The following is a 17,098-nucleotide window of genomic DNA, read 5'->3' on the forward strand; positions in this document are numbered from 1 at the left end:
TATCTATCGTACTGAAATGACATAAAAATAAAAAGGCACAGCCTAAAGCTGTGCCCATGATTTATGCCATATAAGTAATTAGAACTAAACGAGTTCTGAATTAGTTAAGTGTAGGAATTGATAATGCTTCTCGTATTGGTTTACTGCATCCGCAACAATTTGCTCTTTTGAGTAACCAAAGACATCATATTCCTGGCCTCCACTTAATAGGAAGACTTCTGCACGGTAATACTTTTCTTGATCACCTGGTGCATATTCTGGAACTTGGAATGTTCTTAAATAAACTTCGTATTTGAAATCATCAAAGCCTTCTTTTTCTATCACTAAAGAAATTGAGTCGTCTTTTCCATGGCGAATTTTTGCATCCAGGCCATTTTTAACAAACTCTTCTTGTAATTCAATGAGTCCTGGCTCGACTACTTCTGTTAAGAACTTATCGGCTTCCTTAAATTTTGGATGCCTAAAGAGAGCATTAAGTCGCTCTCGCCACGTCATACTCGCCTGTTCATATTGAATAGAGCTATTATGATTCCTTACTTGATTTCTAAGCATATAATCATCTTGTAGGGATCGTACTAGACAATAGACGGCCAAGAGAATCAAGAAGATCATAGGAAAGGCCGAAGCAATCGTCATCGTCTGTAGTGCCTCTAGACCACCAGAATGTAAAAGTACGGCAGCAACCACACCTTCTGTCACGGCCCAAAAGATTCTTTGCCACACAGGAGGATGCTGACTTCCACCAGAAGCAAGGGTGTCAATAACAAGAGATCCCGAGTCAGATGAACTAACAAAGAATGTAATAACAAGAATTACACCAAGAACTGAAAGAGCTGCTGACATTGGAAAGAATTCAAAAAATCTAAAAAGTGCAACTGGTACATTTGAACTTACTGCTTGAACAAACTCTCCAGACTTATCTTTTAGAGCAATACTAATTGCAGAGTTTCCAAAGACAGTCATCCAAAGAAATGTAAACCCAGAAGGAACAAAGAGAACACCAATTAAGAATTCGCGAATTGTTCTACCTCTTGAAATACGAGCGATAAACATCCCGACAAACGGTGACCATGAAATCCACCAACCCCAATATAGAAGTGTCCATCCACCGATCCACTCTTCTTTCTTATCATAAGCGTAGAGATTAAAAGTTTTATAGATAATATCAGAAAGGTAGGCTCCACTATTTTGAACATATTGTTGAAAAAGGTGTACCGTATCTCCTAAGAGCATTACTGAGACTAAGAGAATAGCCGCTACAGCTAAGTTGATATTTGATAACTTCTTAATTCCACCATCAAGCCCTAAAACAACCGAGATTGTTGCAAAGCCAGTAATTATAGCAATTAGAATAACCTGAATTGTTTCTGATTGAGGAATTCCTGTCAGATAACTAAGACCTGCATTTACTTGTGCAACCCCAAAACCTAATGAAGTAGCAACACCAAACATCGTTCCAATAACTGCAAACGTATCTACCATATCCCCTAAAGGGCCATGAATCTTATCTCCTAAGATTGGAAAGAATGCAGATCTTGGAAGTAGCGGAAGACCTTTTCGATAGCAAAAATAAGCGAGACAAACTGCTAACATTGCATACATTGCCCAAGCATGAAGTCCCCAGTGAAAGAAGGTAATCTTCATGGCCTCTCTGGCACTTTCTATAGTCTGTGGATCACCAACCGGTGGAGATGAAAAGTGCATAATCGGCTCAGCAACTCCAAAGAAGAGAAGTCCAATCCCCATCCCAGCAGAAAAGAGCATGGCAAACCACGAGATATTAGTATAAGACGGTTCTGAATGGTCAGGACCTAATTTAATATCTCCTAACCTACTTACCATTAGCCAGATTGCTGTAAATAACATTGCCCCCATTGCAAGTACATATACCCAACTAGTCTTGGCAATCAGCCAGCCCTGAATTCCCTTAAAGAACTCACTTAACTGTGTAGGCCATATTGAGCCAATCGCAGTAATGACGAGGATAAAAAATGCGGAGGAAAAAAACACATTTTTGTTAATAGTAGATTCTTTATTGATAACAAACTCCCTTTTAATCAGACCCGTTTCGGGACCGACACAAATTAACATATAAAAACCAATGCCAACTTATCGGAAGCTTGCTCTTAAATTTTAGGTACTTATATATTATTTACTCCCAAGGGCCTTAGAATTCACTCACTTGGCCAATAGCAACCAGTTAGAGCGTATAAAATCTTCTTCTGCGTTCATTTTCATTGAGAAAAATTCTGCGATCTGACATAAAGAAGCTATGTTTAAAAAGATCTTCCCCACTCTAATGTTTACGCTATTAACATTTAATTCTTATGCTCTACAAGAATATGCCGCTCCTTTTAGTAGCGTTAATTCTGCAAAATGTTTACAAGAGATGCCAACCCTCCTTGAGATATCAAAATTTTCAAATAATTTTCTTCATCGAGGAAATAAAGAAGTAGCGATTAATGGCTTTAAGTTTAGAAATGAATCAGAGACTTCATCTCGCCTATTTCGATCTTTAACAAGAAGCTATGTCTTAAAAAAACTAGATAAACATGAAGACTTTTCTCATTTAATTAAAGCAGCAAAGAATTGCGACAGTATACGTTGTGCTTTAAATGAATTATTCAAGGGACAAGAAATGGTTTATAAAACCATTTATCTCTCTGAAAAGTATGGCCTTAATACTTCACCATATCGAAATAACGATGCAGCACTTTTAAACCTGAAACAAATGAATGCTATCTTAAAAGGCATAAACTTAATTCCATCTCACTTTCCAAGATTATGGAAGAGTAAAAGACTTGTTCGTCACATAAAAGAAGACATCGGCTATGGCCATGTTGGGATGATATTTGCAAACGCTTCCATCGAACTATACACCCCTTGGGATCGTGAACTCGATAAAGATGGAAAGGCATATACCCTATTTCATGAAATTGGCCATAACTTAGCCTACTTCTACAATCTTAATTATTCTTCATTTTGGTGGGATATGTCTGGTTGGATCGATCACCCAATGGGATGGCGCTATAATCGTGACGAAATGGTTTCAACATATGGCCAAACAAATCCAGGCGAAGATGCAGCAGAAAGTATTGCGGCCTACCGTCTAAATCCAATAAATCTCAAAAGAGTATCACCAAAGAAGTATGCTTTTATAAGAGACTATATTTATCTTGGGCAAGAATATCTAAGCAGTAGCTCGTGTGGCCATACTCCAGTTAAGGACTACCTTAACAAGGTAATAAATAAAGCATCGAAGAATTGTAGCGAGACGAGCTGCGTAATAAAAAATATCAGACAATCAATAACAAAAGACAATCGTTTTCCACTCTTTAATAAGGCCAAAGACGACTTTTTTGAGGTATTTCTCTAGTGATAGGAATTGTAAGACATTTTCCTCACTTAAAAGCTGCCAGAAACTTTAATAATGGTTCACTAAGAATATATAATTACTCAATTGTATTAAATCTTAGGGAAACATTATGAGAAAGTATATTTTAATTACTTTTCTTCTACAATTATCTGCGTTTGCAAATATTTGTTTTAGTTTAAATTTACCAGAATCAAAAGAATACACTTATGAACCAGATGTCGTCATTTCAACTTTTGATAATATAGAACTTCACGGAAATCTCTTAACACCAAAGAATAAGCAAGGTCCATTTCCAACAATTATTTTTCCAAATAGTTGGACGATAGAAGAACATGAGTACATGGCCCAAGCAATCCGCCTTGCCAAAGAAGGCTTTCAAGTTTTTAGTTACAGTACACGTGGCTGGGGATGCTCTGGCGGATATATCAATGTGGCCGGAGAAAATGATTTAAAAGATCTAAAGACTATTATCGATTGGCTTGAAGACGAAACTCCAGCTCAAAGAAGTAATTTTGGTATGGCCGGAATCTCTTATGGTGGAGGACTCTCTCTAATGGGACTAGCTAGGGAATATCGTATCAAGACGGCCTTTGCCATGAGCTCATGGACTGACTTAAAGGAGTCACTTTACGCTCAAAATACACCTCGACTCTTTTGGACAAAGTTCTTAGTAAACTCAGGAAAGCTACTTGGAAATCTCGATCCAAGAATTCCAGAATTATTAGATGAAGTTTTAGAAGGAAATGAAGAAGGTTTTAAAAAGTGGGTTCAAAATCGAAGCCTCAATGACAACCTTGGTATGATTAATCTTTTAAGAAAGCCTGTCTACTTTGCTAATAACTTTAGTGATAATCTTTTTCAGCCAAATGCCCTTATTAAAACATTTCACAAACTAAGAGGACCTAAGGTCTTAGACCTAAGCCAAGGCTCACATGCAACAGCAGAGCTGCCTGGCCTCTTTGGATTACAAAATTATGTCTTTGATAAAATGAGTTCATGGTTTAAGTATTGGTTACAAAATGACAAGACTGCAAAAGACTTTGAGTTAGGAAAGATTGTTGTTCAACCAAGTGTCTATAAAGAAAGAGAGATTCAATCTTATTATCAGGTACCAAAGAGACTTTATCTTCATCCAAGAAGAATTACTCGAGGTGGCCTCTCGCCTTTTCCATATCTCTTACCTGCTCAAAGCGATAGCTTTATGGCAGGACTTGATACAGGAGCCAGCACAGGAGTTCCATTCCTTTCGGCCATATTAGACGCTCACTTTGAAGTGCCCACGATAAAGTATCCAAAATTAAATAACTTAATAAATAGTATAAGATATCAAACTGATCGCTTCGAAGAAGGCCTTAAATTAAGAGGAATCCCGCGCTTAAAACTAAATGTAGAAGTTAGTTCTACTCCTTATCAACTCATCGCCTATATTTACGATGTATCACCGACAGGAATAGCAAAGCTAATAACTCATGGTGCATATACTGGTAAATCACCACAAGAGAGAATTAATATCGAATTAGTTGCTACGGCCTATGATATTGAAGCAGGTCATCGCCTGGCCATTATCATCGACACTCAGGATCCTCTTTATGAAGAACCTAATAATAAGCTTTATAAAGTTAATTTAAACTTTGATTTCAAATCACAATCTTATTTAGAAATAAAAGGTTGGAAATAAGAAAGGCTCCTTACGGAGCCTTTTATTTTAGCTTAATTTTTCAAATGCTTTTAAAATATCTTTTCTTGTAATCATCCCTACTAATTTTCCATCATCAACAACAGGAATTCTTTTAAGGTGCTTAGACATCATTAATTCAACAACGCCATTTAGAGTATTTTCACTTGTGACTGTAACAACATTATGACTCATTACATCTGCTAAAGTCTTATTCTTAGACTTCTTATATACATCTTCAACATCTGTTAGATTAAAGTCTTGCCCAAATAGTCTCTTTATAGAAACAAGAGCATGCGGGATCTCAACTTCTTTACTGATGAAATCAGACTGAGTAACGATTCCAGTAAGAATACCTTCATCATTTACAACAGGCATAACACTTATACCTAGTTCAATCATTTTTTTAGCAGCGTCACCAACTGTCTGTGATTCAGTACAAGTTGTTACATCTTTAGTCATAAAATCTAAAACTTTCATATTCACCTCATTTGAGTTTTAATGCCCCCCTATTTTAACTCAAACTCTAGTTTTATTCCACATTTATGAACACAGGCACCAAAGTAGCATTTTTTCCTGACAAATATCTTACAATTACCTGACCAAATAACACTACAATTAAATTGACACGGATACCGACTGACTTTAAGCTATTCTAATACGTCGAGAATTATGCCAAGGAGTTAACTAGCTAATGCTAATTGTATATATCGTAATCTCAATTGGGGTTTCATTTCTGTGTTCCATCATGGAGGCCGTTCTTCTCTCAATTACTCCAAATTTTATTCTCGCTTCAGTTCGTCAAAATAAGGGATTTGCTAATTCTCTAAAGAAATATGCATCAAATAAAGACGAAGCGATTTCAGCAATCTTAACTTTAAATACTTTTGCTCACACTCTCGGTGCAGCAGGTGTAGGTTCTGAATCCATTCAACTTTTCAAAGAAATGGGAATCACTGGGGCAAACCTAGAGTTTTATCTTTCTGCTGTATCTGTTGTCTTAACACTGGCCATTCTATACTTATCAGAAATTATTCCCAAGTCACTTGGCCACCAACATTGGAAAAGTCTAACTCCATTCTTACTAAGAGTGTTGCCTCCACTTATTTTCATTCTAAAGCCTGTTCTTGTTATTTCAATGGGACTGATGAAGTTCTTTAAAAATGAGCCCTCTCATACGATGAGTCGAGAAGAAGTTGAGTCGATGATTGAGCTGGGTGTTCAGACAAAAGCACTTGCAAAGGATGAGGGTGAATTCTTACGTGAGTCTCTATTGGCATCTCGTAAAACGATCGATGAAGTCATGACACCGGCCAGAAAGGTTTTTATGGTTAAAACGACTTCAACTATTAAAGAAGTATATGACTTAAAGGCACCAGTAACTCGTATTCCATGCTTTGGTGAAACAGTGAACGATATTTGTGGCTATATTCATAAAGAAGATATCGCAAAGAATGTCATTGAAAAAAACTGTGATAAGCAATTATTTGAAGTGGATATTATGCGACCGATTTCTATAGAAAATTGTCGCACACCTCTTCGAAGTCTATTTAAGAAATTTATTCGCGGAAAAGAACATATTGCCATGGTTTCAGATGAGTATGGAACAATTCTTGGTGTCATCACTCTTGAAGATATTGTGGAAACATTCTTTGGTATTGAGATTATGGATGAGTTTGATGAAGTTGAAGATCTCCAAGAGCAGGCAAAAGAAGAGATAAAGGCCGAAGTGAAAAAAAAGGAGCACAGTTAAGTGCTCCTCCTAAGGAAGAAAGAGAGTTTATTCCTTAAAACTGAGAGGCATTTTGAGGTATCTTACCCCATTGGCCTGTGGACGAGGCATATGCCCGCCACGAATATTTACTTGAATACTTGGTAATAACAGCTTTGGTGCACTTAGAGTCTTATCACGACTTGTTCTAAAGTTTACGTACTCTTCACGTGTAGTATCTTCTTTTAAATGAATATTACTCTTCTTATTCTCACCAATGGTACTCTTATACTTAAGCTCACGGCCACCTGGCTGATAGTCATGTCCCGTATATACATTAGTATCATCTGGTAATGCATATAGCTTATTCTTTACAGAATCATAAAGTGCATTTGCATCTCCACCAGGAAAGTCACAACGGCCAGTACCATAATCTGGCATAAAGAGGGCATCTCCAGTAAAGACATTATTGCCAATGACAAATGAAGAACACGCTGGAGTATGGCCAGGAGTAAAGATCGTACTAATCTCAATAGAGCCTGCATGGATAGGTTTATCTTCATGCAAGAACTCATCAAAATCCTCTAGCTTTAGCTCCTCTAGCATATTGAAATGTTTTCCAAAAACATCTTGAACAATTTTTATATTTTCATTTATTGCAACTTTAACGTTTGGAAAAAAGTCTTTTAACTTTAAAGCTCCAGTTAAGTGATCTGCGTGAGCATGAGTTTCAAGAACATAATGTAGCTTAAGCCCTGCATCTTTAATAAAGTTCGTAACTTTTTCAACTGATTCAAAGCTTATAGAAGATGATGCCTGATCATAATCAAGAACTGGATCAATTATAACTGCATCCTTCGTTTCTTTATCGTAGACGACATAAGTAAGGGTATAAGTTAGTTCATCAAAAAATGTTTCAATTTTTAAATTATCCATAAGTTCCTCCTACACTAGAATAAATAAATTTCTAGTAAAAGACATTGATTCCCATCAATGTTTAAGAAAATTTTATCTACTATACTAATTAAAGGAGGAATAATTCATGGCCTATCTACTCGCACTTATAGCTGGAACAACTTTAGGACTTCTCGGAGGAGGAGGATCAATTCTAGTGGTTCCCATTCTAGTCTACATTGTTAAAGTTGACCCTAAAATTGCAATTACAATGTCTCTTGCTATTGTCGGTTTGACTGGATTCATGGGGACTTTCCGTCATTATAAGAATGGAAATGTACTTGTGAAGTTGGCCTTTCAATTTGGTGCCATGACCATGCTTTCAACGTATCTTGGAACCTACTTAGCAAAGTTTCTAACTGGTCAGATGCAATTATTTATCTTTGCTGGAATTATGCTTCTTGCTTCAATTTCAATGCTTAAAAATGGTAAAGAAGTTAAAATTAAAAATACATCTAATTTAACTATATTCTTAGCGGCCAGTGTCGTAGGAATTGTCACAGGTTTAATTGGTGTTGGAGGTGGTTTTCTTATTGTACCAGCTCTAGTGAACTTCTTTCATGTAGACATGAAAAAAGCAGTGGGTACTTCCCTTCTCATTATTGCAATAAACTCATTGATTGGGTTTGTAGGAAATATTATTAACTCCCCTGGCCTAGAACTTGATTATCAATTTATTGCGATTTTCACAGCTCTTGCAATTGTTGGATCTCAAATAGGATCAGCACTTACTCATAAATTGCCACAAGAGAAGCTAAAAAAGATTTTTGGCTACTTCTTAATTGTAATGGGTGCTTTTATGATTATTCGCGAAACTCTTCTTTAACTTATAAAGATACTTTTTCATAAGAAGAGAATAGAGTTTTACCACAACTTCAGGTTTAGCATTAAAGCCAAAAGTTTCTTTAATCATACGTTTATCAAAATCAACAACATAAGAAAAAGTTGTTCCATTTTGTGTTTCCTCAAATAAGCGGTTACTTCTTAAAAAGTATGGATTTGATTTTACAGTCTCAAATAGTGCCTGATGAGGATAGTCTAGCTTAATTAGCTCAGTTGTCGTTATAAAATGCTTTCTTATTCCAATCCAAGCATCTTCCCTAAAAATACTTCCTTCTTTAAGATGACGAGTATTCGTTGTCATCTCATTTACTTCACTTCTCCAAATATGATCATTCATAGGATCTGCAACAAATTCAAAAACCTCTTCAATAGGTGCATCGATTTCAATACTTCCTACAACTTGAACAGTCTCAATTGCATATGTAAATGTTGATATTAATAAGGCCACTAAAATATAGTTAAGATTTTTCATGTTAAAATGATGGCAGGCTTAGCGAGATGTGGCAAGTTTCCCAGACAAATGTAAGAATAATTGAATAATGGCCACACTTAAGAAGGCACTTAGTCCTAGCGCCCCTCCATACCCCTTTAACAGAGGGACTAAATAATGAAAGAAAATTGCAAATATGATTGAACTAATCGTTACTGTAATATTATGCATTCGACTAGGACAACTCATCCCCACAAAAGAGGCGCCAAAGAAGACAATGGATAATAATTCATAATTTGGTGTTAGCAAATAAAGAATACCATATGCAATAAGACTTAAAAGAGCTGATGATCTTATTATTCCAAACGCTTTAAGTTGTGAAAGCTGAAATGTTGAAATTCCTGCAATAATAGAAATAATTATTGAAGAGATCATATAATACTCCCCTTAATTAAATAAAAGAGAGCAACACTCACAAAAGCGATAGTACCGAGTTTTCCACCAAAGCCTTGAAAAAGTTTGAGTGAGTAGAGATAGATTACAGCTCCAATTAATGAAATCCCAAATATCTCCCAATAATTAGAAACTAATTCACTAGAACACATCCCTGCAAAGCTTCCACTATAAATGGCCGCACGCATATTTGAATTCACAGGAAGAAAACTTCCAATAAGTCCCACTGAAGCAGATGCTAAAACGGGAGACCAACCGGCCTTTGAATGGAGGATAAAACAAAAAAGGCATCCTAAAAAGAATGCCCCTAGCTTATATAGAAATCGTATTCTCATGCCCTTCTATCTTAGAGCAATGATCTTAGTTTTCCAACACGTAATGAAAAACTAGTGGTGCAACGATTGTCGCATCAGATTCGATAATGAATCTTGGAGTCTTAGAAGATAGTTTACCCCAAGTAATTTTCTCGTTTGGTACAGCTCCAGAATAAGAACCATAACTTGTTGTTGAATCAGAGATTTGGCAAAAGTATGACCAAAGAGGAACATCATCTTCCATATCTTGATTAAGCATTGGTACAACACAAATTGGGAAGTCACCTGCAATTCCACCACCGATTTGGAAGAAGCCAATGCCGCTATCTCCACAATTTTCTGGATACCACTTAGCAAGGAACATCATATATTCAATTCCATTTTTAACGAGTGACGGCTCAAGCTCTCCTGTTAGACAGTAAGAAGCAAAGATATTTGCTGTTGTTGAATCTTCCCAACCAGGAACGATAATTGGTAGGTTCTTTTCACAAGCTGCCATCATCCAAGAATTCTTAGCATCTGTTTCAAATTCTTTGGCAAAATCTTCTCGGCGAAGGATGCGATATAAGAACTCGTGTGGAAAAAGCCTCTCACCTGCTTTTGCAGCATTTGACCACTCTTCAAAAAGATATTTTTGTAACTTTCTAAAAGCTGTTTCCTCAGGAATACAAGTATCTGTTACGCGGTTAAAGCCTTGTGCTAGAAGCTCCTCTTCTTCCTCTGGACTTAGGTCTCTATAATTTGGAATACGCTTATAGTGATTGTATGCGATTAAGTTCATGATATCTTCTTCAAGGTTTGCACCAGTACAAGAGATTATTTGAACTTTATCTTGGCGGATCATTTCAGCAAGACTGACACCTAACTCTGCTGTGCTCATAGCACCAGCAAGAGTGATCATCATCTTCTTCCCACTCTTTAAATGATCAACATATGCCTTTGATGCATCAACAAGTGAAGCGGCATTAAAGTGACGATAATTGTTACTAAAAAATTGGGCCATTGTGCTCATAATAATTCTCCAGAGAAAGCCTAAATAGAACGAGACTTATTACACCATATTATGGATTCAAGTCTACATAAATTAATCAAAAATATTATAATTCGAAGAATACATTAAACCAAAGACTTTACTGCCTGAATTAGAAGTACTCTTTTCATCTTCATAATAGACTCCAAAGATTGGACTTGTCTTTCGATTGGCCAATTTAAAGCCAAACGAGAATTGATAAGTGCGTCCTGTATTTTCCTCATCTGTAGACTCATTGACGGTATCAATTTGTCGATACTGGAGTCCAAAAAGATATGAATAAGTCGATCCTTTAAAAACTCTGTTGGTAGGTAGCTTAAGTTCAGGTGAGCGCAGGCCAAATTTTATCAAAACATCATCAGAGAAATTGGCCCTATTTCGGTCTTCATTTCTTGAAATATTAATATCAATATTTTTCAGATCATAAAATAGATCAACAGAGGGGGCCCAGTTAGCACTTAAATAACTATAGCCTAAGTTTAGGCTTGTATTGCTTTTGTAGTCCGGTTTATTTTCACTTTTCAAGCGAATAACATCACCACTACCATCTTCTAATAGAAAAGTTTCAGTTCGTGAGGAAGAGGAATACTTAATACCAGGAAAGTCCAGACCTGCACTAAAGAAATGCCTCTCTTCTTTATAAGAAGCACTTATAATGGAGTTTATAATAATAAACTTTGTAATATTATTAGTCGTTTGAAGAAAAGTGTTACCACCACTTCCCCCTTCAAAAGTTGAAAAAGTTTTACTACCTTGTATCTCAAGGCTGAAACTTGCCCCCAGTGAGAACCTTTCATATTTCTTAGCAACAGAGATCCCAAGAACTGTTTCTTCAAATTGTACATTGGCCTTACCGCCGCCACTAATACTTGGAATATTCAAGTCAAATTGCCCGTTATTTGTACCAGAGTAAGTTACAAAATTTGTAAATGTTAAACCAAAGAGCTCTCCAGCAAACCCGGTAAAGTATGGAATGAACTGACTCTCAAAACTACTTCCCGTCCCTTCAAGTTCGCTATCTCCAATTGAGCCAATCTCTTGACGCGTATAAATTAGACCAAAGTAAATCTTTATATCGTCATATTTAGTAAAGGCCGTGGCAGATGGAAAAACGAGTGCGGCCCCAATATCTCCCGGACGTGATGTCGTATTTCCAAGAAATCCAGACTCGTGACCAATTGGAAGCCCCAAGCAAGAAAAGCAAATAAACGTAAGTATTACTAACTTATGAGAATTCATAGACAAAATTAAAACACTTAAAGTAAACAAAGTCTATTTACTATAAAAATTAAACTTTATTGTTGAAGTAACATACTGTTTGAGGTATCAAACCAATGTTTTAAAACATAACCTTTTGTACAAGCAATATAACAAACAAAGGATCTAACAATGATTAAAAAGTCTATCTTATCGATTTCACTAGGTTTTGGCCTAAGTATCTCTGCAGCTACGACAACACAAACTGTAATTAATAATTATGCTGATCTCGTTTACAGCACTTATTCTGACTCACTTGATAGAGCTGTTGTTCTTCAAGAAGACGTTGAATTCTTTATTTCAAACCCAGGGGTTATGACTCTAGAGATGGCCAGAGAATCATGGAAGCAAGCAAGAGCTCCATATGGCCAATCTGAAGTTTTTAGATTCTACAATGGACCAATTGATAGTGATCAAGGCCCAGAGGGACTTTTAAATGCATGGCCTCTAGATGAAGCATATATCGATTATGTTGAAGGTGCTCCAAATGCAGGTATCGTAAATAATGTTGCTGACTATCCTGTAATTACGAAAGACCTACTTTCTTCTTTAAATGAATTAAATGGTGAGAAGAATATCTCAACAGGATATCATGCAATTGAATTCCTACTTTGGGGACAAGACCTTTCTGCAACTGGTCCAGGTAATCGCTCATATACTGACTATGTAATTGGCCTTGGGCAAAATGCTCAAAGACGTGCAACTTACCTATCTGTAGCAACAGATCTTCTTATTGATCATCTTCAAACTCTTGTTGATGCATGGGAGCCTAATAAGAATAATTATAGAGCTGAATTTGTAGCTAAGAATCAAAAAGAAGCTCTTAATAATATCCTTGCAGGAATGATCTATATGTCAGGTGACGAATTATCTGGTGAAAGAATGTTCGTAGCTTGGGAGACAATGGGACAAGAAGATGAGCACTCATGTTTCTCAGATATGACTCACATGGATATTCAGTGGAACTTCTGGGGTGTCGCAAATATCCTAAAGGCAACGGGAATTCTAAGCCTAACTGAAAACACAGTTTTATCAGATGCAATTAATACTCGAGTTGCAAAGATCAACAAAATGCTAGCAGGTCTCCCTGTACCATTTGATCAAGCAATTCTTGATGAAAATGCTAGAGTTGATATCCTAGCTTCTATTGAAGAAATGGAAGAGCTTGCCATTGAACTTGTTGAACTATCTGAAGAATTAGAGACTCCAGTACAGTGGTAAGAAACTTAGTCTTAACATTTTTCTTTGTATTATCTTTTAATACATACTCCAGTGAAAAGTTCCCGGCCGGTGCCGGGACTACACTGGATCTTTCAGTTAATGCCTTCTCTCATCCAATGGCGGGAACCAGAGGAATGCTTCGTCGCTACTTTCAAACTGGAAATAGCTTCTTTAAAGGAGCATGGGTTACGGCCCCTTCATCAACTCCCCTACGGGACGGACTAGGACCAGTCTTTAATGCGACATCTTGTACTGCATGCCACTTTCTCGATGGCCGTGGTCGAGGACTACCAGATACTGACGGGCCAACAGATATTTCTCTTCTCTTTCGTCTTAGACAGATAAAAGAAAATGGAGAAGTCATTGAGCATGAAAAATACGGTGGCCAATTTCAGCCACATAGTATCGAAGGTGTAAAAGGCGAAGGTGAAGTCTTTGTTAAATTTGAAACCATCATTGGAAGTTTTGCAGATGGTGAAACTTATGAATTAAAGAAACCAAATTATATCTTTAGAAAATTATCTCAAGGTAAATTAGGTGATACTACCATAATTTCTCCACGAGTTGGGCCACAAATGATAGGCCTAGGCTTATTAGAAAATATTAAGGAAGAAGATATCCTTGAAAAAGCTGATCCTGAAGATAGAGATGGTGATGGAATTTCAGGTCGAGTAAATCGCGTCTTCTCGGTTGTCGAACAAAGAGAAGTACTAGGACGCTTTGGGTGGAAAGCAGGAAAGCCTAGTCTTCTTGAGCAAAACGCAGCGGCCTTTGTTGGTGATATAGGAATTACGAGTTATCTTTTCCCAAAAGAAGAATGTACTTACGTACAACTTGATTGTGAAGAAAAGAAAACTAAAAGTGATATTTCAAAGCACCTTTTAAATCGCGTAACAGAATACACTCAACTTCTATCAGTTCCAGTTAGAAGAAACTTTGATGACCCAAGAGTAAAAAGCGGTCAAAAGGTTTTTAATCAAATTAGTTGCCAAGCTTGCCACACTCCAAGTTATACAACTGGAAATCAGTCAAAGTTTAAAGTCTTAAATAATCAAAAGATATATCCTTATACTGATATGCTTCTACACGATATGGGCGATGCCCTTGCAGATGATATCAGAGAGTATAAGAATGAAGCTCAAGCAACAACAAGAGAATGGAGAACTCCTCCTCTTTGGGGTCTTGGCCTAATAAAGAAGATAAATGGGCACACTCGTTTTCTTCATGATGGAAGAGCAAGAAATCTAAAAGAAGCAATTCTTTGGCACGGTGGCGAGGCAAAAGAGGCCAAAGAAAACTTTTTAAAATTAAAAAAGTCGGATCGAGAAGATCTAATTAAATTCCTAAGGAGCCTATAATGAAGAGAATCATTCTATTAGCAACAATTCTAACTAGTAGCGTTTTTGCACAAATATGGCCTCTACCAGCAGGTACAACATATATTGTAAAAGGTACGGGCTTTGATTGTGGAAAATTCATTCGTCGTTATAAGGTTGAATATACTCAAACACCAAAAGTCTTTTTAGAAAGAGGCATTAATTTTAATCTACTAACTGCAGATAAAGACCTAAATACTTTTTCAATTGAAACAAGCTGGTCAACAAATAACGGACAAGTCTGTCAATTTGGACTCTTCTTTAACCGAGCAAGAGAAACCAGAACCCTTGATCTCGATTATACGATGTCACAAACTGATGGTGATTCTAAGTCTTGTTTAGAAAATGAAGAGCTTTTAAAGAGTAAACTTCAATCTGCTACTTATACAGCATCAAAACGCGGTATTCGATATATAGCAGTGGATATCTTAAATGAAGAAAATAACGTATGTGACGAAAATCGAGTTAGACTTATTTTTGACCGTAGAGCTCAATAATTAAGAAACGGCCTGCTGGTCATTTAAGTCTGGCAGGCGCATAACAAAGCGAGTATTTTCACATTCTGCATCATAGAAGAACTCTCCCCCATAATTAGAAATAATATTAGAACAGACAGTAAGACCTAGGCCGGCCCCCCTCTTATCTGCTTTTGTCGTAAAGAATGGGTCCATCAACTTTGATTGATCCTCTTTCTTTATTCCTTTACCGGAATCAGTAATTGAAATCTCAACATAACTCTTATTATCTCTTAGATAAACTCTTTCAGCTTTAAGTGTAATCCATCGATTGTCTTTTTTTGATATTAGCTCATCAAAAGAATTATTAAGCAGGTTTAAGAGCATCTGCCCAATTTGAACAAGTGAGCCATAAACCTTAAGCTCTGGATCAACCTCCACATTGAAAGTGATATCATATTCCTTAAACCTTTCTTGGCAAAGAGAGTTAACATCTTCAATCGATTCCATTAATAAGAAGTTTTCTTTCTTAGACTTTTCACCGTCTTTAGATAAGTGTTTTAAACCTTTTATAATTTTAGATATACGAGATACAGTTGTATTTATTCTATTGATTTGCTTGAAGTTACTTTCAACCTTGGTTCTTTGTTTTACTCGACCAGCAGTTAAGTCAATAATTGCTAGAGGGTTATTAATCTCGTGTGCGATTCCACTTGCCATCTCACCCATTGTAGCTAGCCTAGCGGAGTTAACAAGCTTAGACTGCTGATCAATTAATTGTTTTGTTCTCTCTTGTACTTTTTCTTCAAGAATATTATTGAGAGTAATTAAGCTTTCTTTAAATTCTTTTTGCTTAATAGAAAAATAATAGAGTACGCCACTACTAATGAGAAGAACGATAAATGACAATAGAGTCAACCAAAATTCTTTCTTATAACTAGTGTATAAATTATAAAGCTTCCCGTGATGGTAAATGACCCTTGCGTTTGATGGGATCCTTTTAAAATCAATATTATATTTCTTTAAAAGTTTAGAATCGAGAATCAAAGGGTTTTGTGGGTTTTTAATAATAGGAATATCTTCGACTTTTTTTCCACTTAGATAATCATTGGCCATTTTTGCCATAGACTTACCTTGCTCAAAACCACTTACAACATGGCCACCAGCAAGGCCATAATTTAAGTAAAAATCAGTGAAGCCATAGACAGGAAGAGTTGAGTTACGACTTATATTACTTATGACATCGCGAAATCGAGCATGTTGATTAAGGCGATCACGTGAATACCCTCCATAGAATACAAGCGCATCATCTTTAAAATTTCGACACCTCTTATATAGTTCTTCAAAACTTAAGTCTTCAATATATTCTACTTCATATTGCGAAAGAAAAGGTTTAACACCATCTTCAAATTGCCCTTTGAAATATCTACCTGATGGAGTGTGCTTTGTGTTGATAAAGATTATCTTCTTGGCATTTGGTTGTAGTCTTAAAGCAAGTTCGATATTCTTTTTAACATCTAGAATTGAGAGAATCCCTGTAAAGCTTTTATCTCTCTTATAAAGCTCACGCTTTCTCTTATCAAAACCATTGATACCACTAAAGATAATTGGAGCGTTATTAAAAATTTCCTTTCGATACTTTAAGGCAAAATCAAGAGCATAATCATCAGTAGTCGCAATCAAGTCAACACTAAGAGTTTTAAACTTATTAAAATATAAGTTCTTTAATGACTGATCAAAATCATCTCCATAAAAGCGCTTACTATCGATATACTCGGTAAAAAAATCAACCCTACTATACTTTGAAGAATTAATATTACTCTTAAATCCTTGTGCAATTCTATTTGTCCAATCATTTTCTTGGCTATAAGAATGGAGAACGACAATATTCAGATCTCCTTTGACTTGAGCATGCAGAGAGCTTGAAATAAAAATGAAAAGAAATGTGAGTAAAGTCTTTAAATATAGCACCTATAAATAATAACACTTTATCCTATAAATGA

At 36.2% G+C, this 17,098-nt stretch carries 16 protein-coding genes; 7 read left to right on the plus strand and 9 right to left on the minus strand.

The genetic code is table 11. The features are described from left to right. Window positions 1-84: 84 nt before the first annotated feature. Window positions 85-2,040 (minus strand): BCCT family transporter, encoded by a 1,956-nt coding sequence (locus DAY19_RS07500; protein ID WP_115362279.1) that lies wholly within the window; start codon window positions 2,038-2,040, stop codon window positions 85-87. A gap of 232 nt (window positions 2,041-2,272) precedes the next feature. On the opposite strand from DAY19_RS07500, the gene DAY19_RS07505 reads away from it, so the two are divergent. Together DAY19_RS07505 and DAY19_RS07510 are read left to right on the plus strand one after the other, a co-directional pair. Continuing rightward, window positions 2,273-3,376: a hypothetical protein gene (locus DAY19_RS07505; protein ID WP_115360981.1), complete on the plus strand. Its 1,104-nt coding sequence runs from the start codon at window positions 2,273-2,275 to the stop codon at window positions 3,374-3,376. A 109-nt stretch (window positions 3,377-3,485) separates the two neighbouring features. Then, window positions 3,486-5,054 carry a CocE/NonD family hydrolase gene (locus tag DAY19_RS07510; RefSeq protein WP_115360983.1) on the plus strand — a complete coding sequence of 523 codons (1,569 nt, stop codon included), beginning with the start codon at window positions 3,486-3,488 and terminating at the stop codon, window positions 5,052-5,054. A 27-nt stretch (window positions 5,055-5,081) separates the two neighbouring features. On the opposite strand, the gene DAY19_RS07515 is transcribed toward DAY19_RS07510, so the two are convergent. Continuing rightward, window positions 5,082-5,531 (minus strand): CBS domain-containing protein, encoded by a 450-nt coding sequence (locus DAY19_RS07515; protein ID WP_115360986.1) that lies wholly within the window; start codon window positions 5,529-5,531, stop codon window positions 5,082-5,084. A gap of 214 nt (window positions 5,532-5,745) precedes the next feature. On the opposite strand from DAY19_RS07515, the gene DAY19_RS07520 reads away from it, so the two are divergent. Then, window positions 5,746-6,804, plus strand: a complete 1,059-nt coding sequence (locus DAY19_RS07520; RefSeq protein ID WP_115360988.1) for a CNNM domain-containing protein — start codon at window positions 5,746-5,748, stop codon at window positions 6,802-6,804. A 27-nt stretch (window positions 6,805-6,831) separates the two neighbouring features. Here DAY19_RS07520 and DAY19_RS07525 read toward each other — a convergent pair whose 3' ends face one another. Further along, window positions 6,832-7,698, minus strand: a complete 867-nt coding sequence (locus DAY19_RS07525) for an MBL fold metallo-hydrolase (protein WP_115360990.1) — start codon at window positions 7,696-7,698, stop codon at window positions 6,832-6,834. Window positions 7,699-7,804: 106 nt separating this feature from the next. On the opposite strand from DAY19_RS07525, the gene DAY19_RS07530 reads away from it, so the two are divergent. Continuing rightward, window positions 7,805-8,542 (plus strand): sulfite exporter TauE/SafE family protein, encoded by a 738-nt coding sequence (locus tag DAY19_RS07530; protein WP_115360992.1) that lies wholly within the window; start codon window positions 7,805-7,807, stop codon window positions 8,540-8,542. Here the strand turns inward: DAY19_RS07530 and DAY19_RS07535 are convergent. The 5 genes from DAY19_RS07535 to DAY19_RS07555 all read right to left on the minus strand — a co-directional run bounded on the left by DAY19_RS07535 (window position 8,495) and on the right by DAY19_RS07555 (window position 12,025). Beyond that, a complete protein-coding gene (locus DAY19_RS07535; protein ID WP_115360995.1) occupies window positions 8,495-9,031 on the minus strand; it encodes an SRPBCC family protein in 537 nt (178 codons plus the stop codon). The genes DAY19_RS07530 and DAY19_RS07535 overlap by 48 nt on opposite strands. Before the next feature lie 18 nt (window positions 9,032-9,049). Then, window positions 9,050-9,424, minus strand: coding sequence for a hypothetical protein (locus DAY19_RS07540; protein ID WP_115360997.1), 375 nt, complete (start codon window positions 9,422-9,424; stop codon window positions 9,050-9,052). Further along, window positions 9,421-9,777 (minus strand): hypothetical protein, encoded by a 357-nt coding sequence (locus DAY19_RS07545; RefSeq protein WP_199506630.1) that lies wholly within the window; start codon window positions 9,775-9,777, stop codon window positions 9,421-9,423. The genes DAY19_RS07540 and DAY19_RS07545 overlap by 4 nt, the downstream gene beginning before the upstream one ends. 25 nt (window positions 9,778-9,802) lie before the next feature. Further along, entirely contained in the window at window positions 9,803-10,768 is a 966-nt protein-coding gene (locus DAY19_RS07550) for a deoxyhypusine synthase family protein (RefSeq protein WP_115360999.1), read from the minus strand. A gap of 72 nt (window positions 10,769-10,840) precedes the next feature. Then, window positions 10,841-12,025: a hypothetical protein gene (locus DAY19_RS07555; RefSeq protein ID WP_115361001.1), complete on the minus strand. Its 1,185-nt coding sequence runs from the start codon at window positions 12,023-12,025 to the stop codon at window positions 10,841-10,843. Between the two features lie 150 nt (window positions 12,026-12,175). Between DAY19_RS07555 and DAY19_RS07560 the strand changes: the two genes are divergently transcribed. The 3 genes from DAY19_RS07560 to DAY19_RS07570 are packed head-to-tail and all read left to right on the plus strand — an operon-like array spanning window position 12,176 to window position 15,137. Continuing rightward, window positions 12,176-13,264: an imelysin family protein gene (locus DAY19_RS07560; protein ID WP_115361003.1), complete on the plus strand. Its 1,089-nt coding sequence runs from the start codon at window positions 12,176-12,178 to the stop codon at window positions 13,262-13,264. Beyond that, the gene (locus DAY19_RS07565) at window positions 13,258-14,622 is read left to right on the plus strand and encodes a di-heme oxidoreductase family protein (protein WP_115361005.1); all 1,365 of its coding nucleotides are present in this window, start codon (window positions 13,258-13,260) and stop codon (window positions 14,620-14,622) included. The genes DAY19_RS07560 and DAY19_RS07565 overlap by 7 nt, the downstream gene beginning before the upstream one ends. After that, a complete protein-coding gene (locus tag DAY19_RS07570; RefSeq protein WP_115361007.1) occupies window positions 14,622-15,137 on the plus strand; it encodes a hypothetical protein in 516 nt (171 codons plus the stop codon). Before DAY19_RS07565 ends, DAY19_RS07570 begins: the two co-directional genes overlap by 1 nt. Here the strand turns inward: DAY19_RS07570 and DAY19_RS07575 are convergent, their stop codons facing one another. Next, window positions 15,138-17,066, minus strand: a complete 1,929-nt coding sequence (locus tag DAY19_RS07575) for a sensor histidine kinase (RefSeq protein WP_115361009.1) — start codon at window positions 17,064-17,066, stop codon at window positions 15,138-15,140. Window positions 17,067-17,098 lie beyond the last annotated feature (32 nt).

It is taken from the genome of Halobacteriovorax vibrionivorans, from assembly GCF_003346865.1.
Lineage (GTDB): Bacteria > Bdellovibrionota > Bacteriovoracia > Bacteriovoracales > Bacteriovoracaceae > Halobacteriovorax_A > Halobacteriovorax_A vibrionivorans.

Excerpts from the sequence above, each read along its gene's own strand:
- DAY19_RS07505 (WP_115360981.1), top strand. The coding sequence starts at position 2,273 with ATGTTTAAAAAGATCTTCCCCACTCTAATGTTTACGCTATTAACATTT.
- DAY19_RS07510 (WP_115360983.1), top strand. The coding sequence starts at position 3,486 with ATGAGAAAGTATATTTTAATTACTTTTCTTCTACAATTATCTGCGTTT.
- DAY19_RS07515 (WP_115360986.1), bottom strand. The coding sequence starts at position 5,531 with ATGAAAGTTTTAGATTTTATGACTAAAGATGTAACAACTTGTACTGAA.
- DAY19_RS07520 (WP_115360988.1), top strand. The coding sequence starts at position 5,746 with ATGCTAATTGTATATATCGTAATCTCAATTGGGGTTTCATTTCTGTGT.
- DAY19_RS07525 (WP_115360990.1), bottom strand. The coding sequence starts at position 7,698 with ATGGATAATTTAAAAATTGAAACATTTTTTGATGAACTAACTTATACC.
- DAY19_RS07530 (WP_115360992.1), top strand. The coding sequence starts at position 7,805 with ATGGCCTATCTACTCGCACTTATAGCTGGAACAACTTTAGGACTTCTC.
- DAY19_RS07535 (WP_115360995.1), bottom strand. The coding sequence starts at position 9,031 with ATGAAAAATCTTAACTATATTTTAGTGGCCTTATTAATATCAACATTT.
- DAY19_RS07540 (WP_115360997.1), bottom strand. The coding sequence starts at position 9,424 with ATGATCTCTTCAATAATTATTTCTATTATTGCAGGAATTTCAACATTT.
- DAY19_RS07545 (WP_199506630.1), bottom strand. The coding sequence starts at position 9,777 with ATGAGAATACGATTTCTATATAAGCTAGGGGCATTCTTTTTAGGATGC.
- DAY19_RS07550 (WP_115360999.1), bottom strand. The coding sequence starts at position 10,768 with ATGAGCACAATGGCCCAATTTTTTAGTAACAATTATCGTCACTTTAAT.
- DAY19_RS07555 (WP_115361001.1), bottom strand. The coding sequence starts at position 12,025 with ATGAATTCTCATAAGTTAGTAATACTTACGTTTATTTGCTTTTCTTGC.
- DAY19_RS07560 (WP_115361003.1), top strand. The coding sequence starts at position 12,176 with ATGATTAAAAAGTCTATCTTATCGATTTCACTAGGTTTTGGCCTAAGT.
- DAY19_RS07570 (WP_115361007.1), top strand. The coding sequence starts at position 14,622 with ATGAAGAGAATCATTCTATTAGCAACAATTCTAACTAGTAGCGTTTTT.